The sequence below is a fragment of the Kitasatospora phosalacinea genome, from assembly GCF_000716545.1.
Taxonomy (GTDB): Bacteria; Actinomycetota; Actinomycetes; order Streptomycetales; family Streptomycetaceae; genus Kitasatospora; species Kitasatospora phosalacinea.
Genome location: NZ_JNWZ01000113.1, coordinates 1 through 9,870, shown reverse-complemented (window position 1 = coordinate 9,870; position 9,870 = coordinate 1). Strand labels below are relative to the sequence as shown.

Here is a 9,870-nt window from a genome sequence, read left to right as displayed (position 1 = left end):
GCAGCAGCGGACACGGCCTGGGCGGTGACGGCGGCGACCAGGCGCTCGCCGGTGCCAGGCAAGTGCGCTGCGGCCCGGTCGGCCCGGTTCGGCCGGATCAGCGGGGTTTCGGGCGGTCGGTACGGGCAGTGAGGGCGCGCAGGTGGACGTGGGTGGTGGCGGCTTCGGCTCCGGTGAGGTCCGCGACCACGTCCAGGGGCAGGTTGAGGACGGTGTGCAGGAGCAGGGCGTCTTGCTGGGGCGGCTCCAGGTGGGCGGTGGGCCGCAGCCGGGCGGGGTCGGCCAGGGCCCGGACGTGGTCGCGGACCGCCTGCCAGGCGCAGGCGGCGGGGCTGGCAGTGGACAGGACGTGCTGCCGGATCTCGGCGAGGGCGTCGAAGGCGTCGTCGGCGCGCAGGAGCAGTTCGGCGTAGCGCAGGTAGTTGTAGTGGTGGAGGTCGTAGGGGGCGGTCAGGTCGAGGCGGCGGTGCGGGCGGGCGGTGCGGACAGGCATGGTGGTGGCCCCTTGGGTCGGCGGGGCGGACGGGGTGTCAGTTCGTGGACGGGCGGGTGGCCCGTCGGGGTGGGCGTGTGCGGCGCGGGATGCGGATGGGCAGGCCCGCGGGTGTGTAGCCGCTGAAGGGCAGGTGCGGTACCGGGCCGTGCTCGGCGGCTTCGTGGACGGTGAGTCCGTGGGAGTGCAGGAAGTGCAGGTCGTCGCTGGTGAGGTCGGCGGCGGACGGCTGGGCCGCTGTGGTGGCCGCGTCAGGGAGCGGCGCGGTGGTGGGGGCGCTGCTCCGGAACAGGCGCAGCCGCGCGCCCTGGCCGGGGCGCTCGACGGTTCCGATTGCGCTCGGCAGCGTGCAAGGTGATCGGACGGGCGGTGGCAACGGGCAAGGCAGGCAGGCCGATCGAGATGAGTGGATCACATCGGTCGCAGCCTGCCGTATCCGGTCCAGGAGGGCCCGGTAGCGTCCTCGAAGTATGGATACGAGTGCAGAACCCGAGATGATCGACATTCCCGCCGGACAGATCGTCTTGTCAGACCGGCGCACGCAGCGCAGCTGGGCGGTTGAGCTTGCGCCCTACCAGCTCGCGGCGTATCCGGTCACCCGGGCGCTTCACGCCCGGATCGCCGACCAGCATCCGATCGCGGCCTACGGGGACCGGCTACCCGTCGCTAGCGTTTCCTGGTGGGATGCCGTCCGGTTCTGCAACGCGCTGTCCCAGCGCGACGGGTTCTCCCCCGTCTACCACTTCCAGGCTGACGGCGAGGAAATCGAGTGGGACGCATCCGCCGATGGGTACAGACTGCCGACAGAAGCCGAGTGGGAGTACGCCTGCCGCGCCGGGACTACGGGGCCGCGGTACGGCCCCCTCGACGAGATCGCTTGGTATCGAGGCAACTCGACCGAGCGCATCCATGAGGTGTGCCGCAAGCGGCCCAATCCGTGGGGCTTTCACGACACGTTCGGCAACGTGTGGGAGTGGTGCTGGGACATCTACGACGCCGAGGTGTACGGCACCTACCGGGTACTGCGCGGCGGTGGATGGTTCGACGAGCACTGGAGCTGCAGGGCCTCCGTCAGACGCCGCAGCCACCCGACCTTCCGAGTCGAGGACGTAGGATTCCGCATTGCGCGCACTGTGACGCGCTGATCGTCTTGGGATGCCCGGCCCGCCCGCTGCGGGCGTGCTGGTGGAGGCTTCGAAGTCAGCCTCCGAAGGACTTCCGGAGCCGACCACCAAGTCACCCACCCACTGCCGACCGGTGCGGTACGGCCACGGGTTGATCGCGGCCCTGCCGGGGGCGGCCGTTCGGTCGCCCGGGAAGCGGAACATCGATGGAAGGGGGGCGGGCCCGCCCCCCCCTTCGCCGATCCGGGTGCTGCAGTGCAGTGGGTGGCTCGCCGGTGGCCGGCGCCGTCCGCGCTGGTGGCGTCAGTGGATGATTCGCTCCACGATCCAGTCGACCAGTGTCTTGGTCACCTGGCCGTGCACGGTGTTCTCGCAGTCGCACGTGAACTCGTCGAGCGCGCTCTTCTCCCCGGCCGCCTCGACCTTCTCGTACGGGTTGACGTCCCATTCGGCCGGGTCGTAGTCCAGCGCGACCGCGCTCACGGAGGGGACGAAGCAGCTGAACCCGTACTCCTGCGGGATGTCGGCCCCGAGTGCCGCGGCGATCTTGCCGAAGGAGTCGAGGGTGCCGCCGGGCGCGCCGTCGAGGCCGGGGACGTACGAGGTGAAGCCCCGTCGCACCTGGCCGGCGGCCCGCATCTCACCGATCGGCTTGCGCTCGCCGCCGTCGGGCTGGAGGTTCGCCTGGGCGTAGACGACCAGCGGCACCTGCCGCTTGAACACCTCCTTGCCGGGCGGCAGGTTGCGGCCGGTACCGTTGCCGGTGCCGTTGGCCACGCCCAGCTTGCGCGGCCGCTGCGGGAACTGGCCGAGGTTGCGCAGGTCGTCCAGGAACTGCTTGCGCAGGTCACTGGAGGTGGTGACGGGACCCGAGTACTTCGCGTTCGGGACCCACGCGTACAGCAGCTGCTGCGCGGCGGGGCTCCTGATCAGCTCGGCTTCCTTGACCTCGCCGGGCTTGGCCGGCAGCGATTCGAAGAAGTAGGCCATCTGCTGCAGGACCAGCGGGATCCAGGCGCCGTTGTGCGGAGAGTCCCACGAGAGGTAGGTGGCGGTCTGGTGGTCCTGGTGCTGGTCCTCCATCTCGGCGAGGGCGTAGCGGGTGATGAGTCCGCCCATGCTGACACCGCCGACGATCAGCGGTTCGTCGCCGCGCCTGTCCTGGATGGCCTGTTGGATGGCGCTGATGACCACGCCGGCGTTGGCCTGGATGTAGGTGTGCCGCTCTTCGAAGCCCACCAGGACGACGTCGACGCCCGCGGTGAGCAGCTGGTCGAGGAAGCCCGTGCTGCCGCCCGGGTAAGGCGCGTTGAAGTGGGCGAACAGCCCTGGCAGGTCACTGCGTCCGTAGTTGAAGCCGTCCGCGAAGATGAACGGCCGCTCCAGCGCGTCGTGGCCGTCGGCGAGGTAGACCGCAGCCTCCCCGGTGGCCAGCCGCCCCTGGTACGGCCGGGCGGACTGCAGCTGCCAGGTGTGGTTCGGCTGCCGGTCACCGGCGCGCGCCGTGCCCATCGGCGTGCCGAACCAGGGGCCCTGCGGCAGGTTCTTGGCGAACTCCGCCGCCTTGTCCGCCGAGGACTCCTCCTCGGTCCGCGTCCACGTCAGCTCGACGTCGATCCTTGCTTCCTGTGCCATGGGGCATTACCGCCTCTGCGTAGGTGTTGTTCACGGGCCCGCCACAGCCCAACGCGATCGCGGGCAGTGCGCGGGATCGGTGACAACTCCCGGTGGGACGGGAATCCGCTGCCTGCCTTCACAGTGATCGACTGTAACGGTGCAATCACTCATTGTGCCGAATGTTCGCACAGAAACCGGTCCGCCTCGCCGCGGGGCAGGGTGGTAGGCGGGCCGCCACGGCCCACCCCTTCGCCGTTCCCGCTCGCCATCTCCACAGCGCCGCGCATCCGCACGCCCGCCCGATCCGGCTTGCAAGCGGGTGCCTGACCGGAGCGGACAGGCCGCGCTGGGGATCCGTGTCGGCCTGTCCACGGTGGGAGTCCGTCTTCGCTCCGAGGTGCTCTGCCCATCGGGGAAGCGGTAGCCCTTGCTCCCCCCTCTGGGCGCTGTGATCAGCTGACGTTTCCGGTGGAGATGGCGGTGGTGCGGTCGAAGTCCGGTGCGATGCCGAGTCCAGCGCATGACGCTGGCAGCCCTTCAACCCTCCGGCCGCCCACCCGCCCGACCGCTCGTCTTCCCCTCCGGCCGCCAACGCCCGGGTCAGCGGGCCGGGGCCGTGCGGGACCCACCTGATCCGTCCCTGAGGCAGCCCCGAAACCCCCCTGAGAACAGGAGAGTTGGCCGGGGAGCCGCATTACGGTGCTCCCTCGTGAACAGACGGACGTTTCTGACCCCCTCGGCCCTCTCCGGCCTGGCCGGTACGGCGGGCCTGATCTCCGGATGCAGTTCCGGCTCCGACTCCGGGCGGCGCGGGGCTCCGCCGCTCGACCTGTCCGCCCCGCTGCGGATCCCGCCGCTGCTGCACCCCGAGCGGGACAGCGACGGGGTGCGGCGCTACGAGCTGACCATGCTCGCGGGCAACTCCGAGCTGCTGCCTGGCACCTCGACCGCCACCTGGGGCTTCAACGGGGCCTTCCTCGGCCCGACGCTGCGGGCGAGCCGCGGGGAGCAGGTGGCGATGACCGTCCGCAACACCCTTCCGGAGGCGAGCACCGTGCACTGGCACGGCATGCGCCTGCCCGCCGCGATGGACGGCGGCCCGCACCAGATGGTCGCCCCGGGGGCGGCCTGGACCCCCACCTGGACGATCGACCAGCCCGCCGCCACCACCTGGTACCACCCGCACCCGCACGGGGCGACCGCCCAGCACGTCTACCGCGGCTTGGCCGGCCTGTTCATCCTCGACGACGGCCACGACCCGGGGCTGCCCACCGCGTACGGCGTCGACGACGTCCCGCTGATCCTGCAGGACAAGAAGTTCACGGCCGACGGCGCGCTGAACGGCGACCCGCTCAAGGACACCTTCGGCATCCTCGGCGACCGGATCCTGGTCAACGGGACCTACAACCCGCGCTTCGACGTCACCACCGAACGCGTCCGACTGCGGGTGCTCAACGGATCCAACGCCCGCCTCTACCACTTGGTGTTCGCCGACCGCCGCCGCTTCCACGTGGTCGCCACCGACGGCGGGCTGCTCACCGCACCCGTCGAGACGGACGCCCTCGCCCTGTCCCCGGGTGAACGCGCCGAGATCGTGGTCTCCTTCGCACCGGGCGACAACGTCGTGCTGCGCACCCTGGACAACGGCGTGGACCTCGCGAAGGGCGATTTCGACCTGATCCGTTTCGTCGCCGACGGCCGGCCCGCCCCCTCCCCGCCCCTACCGGCCGCCTTCGCCGCGTTCACCCCGATCGTCCCGCCGGCCGATGCGAAGGTCCGCCGCTTCACCCTGAACGGGCACGACGCCGTCAACGGCAGACCGATGGACATGTCCCGGATCGACGAGGTGGTCCCGGCCGGGGCCGTCGAGATCTGGGAGATCGAGAACAACGTCTACTCCCACAACTTCCACATTCACGAGGTCGCGTTCCAACTCCTGGACAGCGGCGGGAAACCGGCCTCCGGATACGCCGGCGGCCACAAGGACACCGTGTTCGTCCCGGGCAAGAGCACCGTCCGCCTGGCCGTGCGCTTCGGCACCTTCACCGACCCGTCCGCGGCGTACATGTACCACTGCCACATCCTGCGCCACGAGGACTCCGGGATGATGGGCCAGTTCGTGATCGTCGAACCCGGCACCGAGGACACCGCCCCGCGCACCCTCCCACCAGCGGGAACGGGCACCTCGCACCAGCACGGAAACACCGAGCGCTGATCCCCGATCGGGTTTGTCAGGGGCTGGGTGGCGGACGGGTCGGCACGGCCGACGCCTACGTCCACCAGGTCACCGACCTCCTCGCCCGAAAGGCACCCGGCCTGATCCGGGCCCAGCGCGAGACCTATCCGGAGTACGTCCTGGTCGACGGCGCCCTCGCCGAGTGCGACCGCGCCGGAGACGGGCGCGCCGACTACTCCGGAAAACACCGCCGTCACACCCGTCCTGACGACAAGCTGCGGGACTTCCCTGCCACCGAGGCGGCGGCTGACGCATCGGCCTTTGCCCGCTGACCGCGCGGCCCGGTCGGTGCGCCCCAGCACGGGTCTGCGCTGGGGCGCGGGGAGGCTGAACGAGCGTCGGAAGGCAGGTCGCGCTGCGGGGCTTGCAGCGAGTCCCGGATCCCGCGGGGAAGGGCGGCACGGCAGCCGGGGCGGGCTCGGCTTGGTCGGCCGGGACGTCGGCGAGCGGCGCCGGGGCGGCGGCCGCGGGGGCCCGCTTCTCGGCCGGGGTGGGCTTTGCCGCCGAGGTGGCGGGGCGGCAGAAGCCGCCGAGGTGCATCGGGCGCCCCTGGGCGCGGTAGATCGAGGGCTGCCCGCACTGTACGCACGGCGCGGCGGGGCCCATCACCAGCGAACCGTCAGGGCGCTGATCCAGCGCCACACCCTGCTGCGGTGCGGCGGTGGCCGGCTGCTGCAGCGGTGCGACGGATGCGGCCGGGGCCGGCTTGGCCGCGGTGGGCTGCTCGGGGGCGGGGAAGCGGGAGGCCAGGTCCTCCGGCAGGCAGGTGTAGGCCGGGGCGACGTCCGGGCCCGGAACGGCGCTGGCGTCCTCGCCACTGCGTCACCAGCTTCGAGCCCACCCGCAGCGCGGCGGCGATCTGAGCGGGCGTCAGTCCGGCCGCTAGGCGCGGCCGCTTGCGCTCCGCCAGGGCCGGCAGGCCGGTGCTCACCGCGGCGAGCAGCGCGTCCACCAACTCGAACAGCTCGTCGGACATCGTCTCTACTCCTCCTCGTCGGTGGCGTTGGTGGTCGGAAGGGCCCACCCGCAGGATCGGACGGATGAATCTGCAGCCGGAAGCAGACGTGGGCAACCGCGAAGGGGTATCGCTGTCGGCAGGATCCGAAAGAGAGGACGTACCGTGAGGCGTGCGCTGATCGTGGTAGACGTGCAGAAGGACTTCTGTGAGGGTGGCAGCGTTCCGGTGAAGGGCGGCGCGGACCGCGCCACGGCCATCGCCGACCTGGTGCGACGTTCGGCGGGCAGCAAGTACGCGCATGTCGTCGCCACCCGGGACCACCATGTCGACCCGGGCGGCCACTTCTCCGACCGGCCGGACTTTTCCACCTCGTTCCCGGTTCACTGCGTGGTCGGCAGCGAGGGCGGCAACTTCCATCCGAACTTCGCACCCGTCGCGACGGACGGCGCCGTCGACGAGGTGTTCTACAAGGGCGCACACTCGGCCTCGAAGAGTGGCTTCGAGGGCTCGACCGAGGAGGGCACGCTGCTGGCGGACTGGCTGCGCGCACGCGACGTCAGCGCAGTGGACGTGGTCGGCATCGCCACCGACCACTGCGTGAAGGCCACCGCGCTGGACGGCGCCCGCGCCGGCTTCACCGTCCGTGTCCTGCTGGACTACACCGCCGGCGTAGCCGCCGACAGCACCCGCACCGCCCTCGACGAGATGCGCCATGCGGGCGTACACCTGACCGGCCGCCCCGTCGTACTCTCTTGATCGAGGCACGGACCCCAGCCACGCCACCCCATCGGTGCGGCGCACCGATCCGTTGCCGCCGCGACGCCCGGTCGGCCACCGCGCGTACAGCTACGGCAGGATCCGCGCCGCCCACCGCGGGCGGCGCGGATCCTGCCGCCACCCGCCGTCCCGGACGTTACGCCAGCCCTCCCGTCTCGTAGGCGGCGGAACGGGGATGCCCGCGGCATCCCGGCCGTCGACCAGCACCGCCGTGCGACCCTGCCAGTGGGTGGAGCGAAGCTGATGGGACTCCCTGGATTTGGCTCTGACCGGACTTCCGTGAAGCAGCAGTGTTGATCACCAGCGTCTGCGCAGGGCGGGGCCGACGGCGAGCCGGGGATTGGGAAGTGCTCGCTGCGATTGTGTTCGTGGCGACCTCGGGCTGCACCTGGCGCCAGCTCCCGCCGATCTTTGGGGCCTGCCGGCAGACGGTCCACCGGCGCTTCACCGGTCACGACTATGGGAGACTGGTTCAGTTCGATCCGTCATGTCCGTTCTAGGAGAAGGTCCGTGAGAGACACCGCGATTTCCGATGCACTGGCCGAGGCAGGGCTGGTCCTGCTGCCGGTCCCCGTTCCGGCGGAGGTGTGTCCGCCCCAGGGGGCGTGGGTGACGTCCTGCTCGCCCGCGGACGGTCGGCTCGACGAGAGCGTCGACCTCGCGCAGCCCGACGGCCTGGAGAGGTTCGACGAGGCGTGGCTGCGCCTGGCGACCCGGATGGGCCTGTTCGCCGAGGACGGGGCTTTCCTGCTCGGCGTCACCCTGGACCCGGAGAACGAGTATCCGGTCTGGACGCCGGTGCGGCTCACGGAGCGCTGGAACGTCTCGGGCCGCAACCCGGGCACCATCTCCGGACCGATCGGGGGCGGTCTGCTGGCGGCCTCCTTGGACGGCGAGGTGATCATCGCCGGAACGACCTGGCAGGACGGAACGGCTTCGGCGGTCGGGGTACCGCACCCCTACCGCGCCGAACCGATCCGCCGCTACGTGCAGGCACTCCTCGACGGCGGCGAGCTCCCGGCCGGTTCCGAGGACGGCGTTCGAAGCTGGCTCGGTCGGGGCTGACACAGACCGAGGCGCGACAGCAAGCGGATGGCCGCCACACCCCAACGGGCTGACGAAGGGGACCTTCACGGAATTCCGGCCAGAACCATTTCAGCGTGTCCGCTCACACCCTCGAACCGATCGCGGCGGCCGCCGCCAGGCGGACGCGAAGGGGGAGGCCGAGCGCCGGTGAGCGGCCCCGCCCTGAACCGACCGCGTCCAACCCGCCCACCACCACCCGACATCAGAACCAGGCGCGCAGAGAGGTATGTCGGGCCGGTGAGAACAGCCGGATCCTCGGCCTGGGCTGCGGGGACGTCCGGGCGGCGGGCGCGGGTGCGGACCCCTGAACGAGCGCCAGACGAGCAGGTAGACGAGCACCTAAGCGAGCCGCCAAACGAGACCCCGCCCGGCCGCACCGATCGCCGTCGCTGCCACCGGCAGTCGTGCGGCGACGGCGGACTTACGCGCTACTGGGCCGAGTTGCCGCCGGTCCAGCTGTGGTTGGCGGCGCGGTGGTGGCGGGAGACTGCGACGTCCCGGTCGATCTGGGCGCGGTGAGCCTCGGCGTGGTCATACGCGTAGCGCTTGGTGCGGAAGGGTTTGGCGGCCGCCCGGGCGGCCGAGGCGGCGAGTGCGAGCAAGCGCGGCATGACGATTCCCCCGTCTGTCACCGAGACCCGGACAGGGCTCGTGTGCCACGGTGGTACCCGGCGAGAAAGCGGTCAAGCTTCATGGAAAATTCGGAAGTCGGAGGCGATGGTTTGCCGGTCGATGACCCTGCTCATGGCCCGCCGCCTGGCCCGGCCGCGGTCTTCGCAAGCGTGAAACGTCCCGGCACCGGCTCGGCCAGCCGCAGGCGCCGAGGAGCTCGCGCAGCGTCGCCGGTCCCGTCCCGCACGACCACCACCCACCACCGAGGGGCGCGGACAGGGACGTCGGATTTCCCGGGGCCCGTCATCAGCCCTGTGGCCTGGGCGGACGGGGTGGCCGGGGTGGGGCGGTGGCATCAGGCGGCCCGGCGAGCGGGGCATCAAGTGGGGCATCAGGTGGTCCCTGCGGCCCTGCTGGGTCCCGGGCGGGCCTCCCCGGCCGGGGTTGCTCGGCTGTGCAGCGGCGGGGGCGGTCCGCCCGGCCGGGCGGCGGAAACCCGGTCTCCGGCCGGCGCGCAGCAGGTGGTCCTCCCTCCCGGTCCACCTGGTGCCGCACCTGCTCCGCTCTGCCGCTCGGGGACTTCGCCCGGCCCCGGAAGGGGCCAGGGAGAAGTAGTCGGCGCCGGTGGACAGTGGACAAACAGGCGGTGGGCTGGGCGGAGGCCGGTCCGGGCGACGGGGTTGAGGCAACCTCAGGGGCAACCGCAGAGGCAACTCCAGGAGCAACCTCAGACGCAACAGCGGTCGAGGCCGGGCGCGCCGTCAGGCCGGGTTGTGCCGGGACACGTTAGTTGTCACCCGAACAAGTTCGTTGTCACCGCGGAGAATGCCTCACAGCACTAGGCTTCGCGCATGCCGAGCCAGTACCACCCAGGGCCGTTGCAAAGTCCTGTGATCTTGTGACTGTGTTGGTCAAGCGATGCCGAGGAGGTCGAGCGGGCGGGTGAAGGGCTCGTAGGAAGCGTGAC

The 9,870-nt window shown here is 71.3% G+C and carries 7 protein-coding genes and 2 pseudogenes; 6 read left to right on the top strand and 3 right to left on the bottom strand.

Annotation, left to right across the window (positions count from 1 at the left end):
• Positions 1-97: 97 nt before the first annotated feature.
• Positions 98-493, bottom strand: coding sequence for a hypothetical protein (locus tag OO48_RS33015; protein WP_033223099.1), 396 nt, complete (start codon positions 491-493; stop codon positions 98-100).
• 494 nt (positions 494-987) lie between these two features.
• Here OO48_RS33015 and OO48_RS33010 point away from each other — a divergent pair, with 494 nt between their 5' ends.
• Positions 988-1,638, top strand: a complete 651-nt coding sequence (locus tag OO48_RS33010) for a formylglycine-generating enzyme family protein (protein ID WP_425338613.1) — start codon at positions 988-990, stop codon at positions 1,636-1,638.
• 282 nt (positions 1,639-1,920) lie between these two features.
• On the opposite strand, the gene OO48_RS33005 is transcribed toward OO48_RS33010, so the two are convergent.
• Complete coding sequence (locus tag OO48_RS33005) at positions 1,921-3,252, bottom strand: alpha/beta hydrolase family protein (RefSeq protein ID WP_051733350.1); 1,332 nt, start codon at positions 3,250-3,252, stop codon at positions 1,921-1,923.
• Positions 3,253-3,943: 691 nt separating this feature from the next.
• On the opposite strand from OO48_RS33005, the gene OO48_RS33000 reads away from it, so the two are divergent.
• From OO48_RS33000 to OO48_RS35640, 5 genes and pseudogenes are all read left to right on the top strand, one after another.
• Entirely contained in the window at positions 3,944-5,449 is a 1,506-nt protein-coding gene (locus OO48_RS33000) for a multicopper oxidase family protein (RefSeq protein ID WP_033223095.1), read from the top strand.
• A gap of 26 nt (positions 5,450-5,475) precedes the next feature.
• Positions 5,476-5,667: pseudogene (locus tag OO48_RS39135) on the top strand (IS5/IS1182 family transposase); the annotation flags it as partial.
• A 923-nt stretch (positions 5,668-6,590) separates the two neighbouring features.
• Complete coding sequence (locus OO48_RS32995; RefSeq protein WP_033223093.1) at positions 6,591-7,184, top strand: isochorismatase family protein; 594 nt, start codon at positions 6,591-6,593, stop codon at positions 7,182-7,184.
• Between the two features lie 335 nt (positions 7,185-7,519).
• Positions 7,520-7,654 (top strand): annotated as a pseudogene (locus tag OO48_RS40900) (transposase); the annotation flags it as partial.
• A 61-nt stretch (positions 7,655-7,715) separates the two neighbouring features.
• A complete protein-coding gene (locus tag OO48_RS35640; RefSeq protein ID WP_157845607.1) occupies positions 7,716-8,270 on the top strand; it encodes a hypothetical protein in 555 nt (184 codons plus the stop codon).
• 449 nt (positions 8,271-8,719) lie between these two features.
• Here OO48_RS35640 and OO48_RS32985 read toward each other — a convergent pair whose 3' ends face one another.
• Entirely contained in the window at positions 8,720-8,902 is a 183-nt protein-coding gene (locus tag OO48_RS32985; protein WP_033223091.1) for a hypothetical protein, read from the bottom strand.
• Positions 8,903-9,870: the final 968 nt, after the last annotated feature.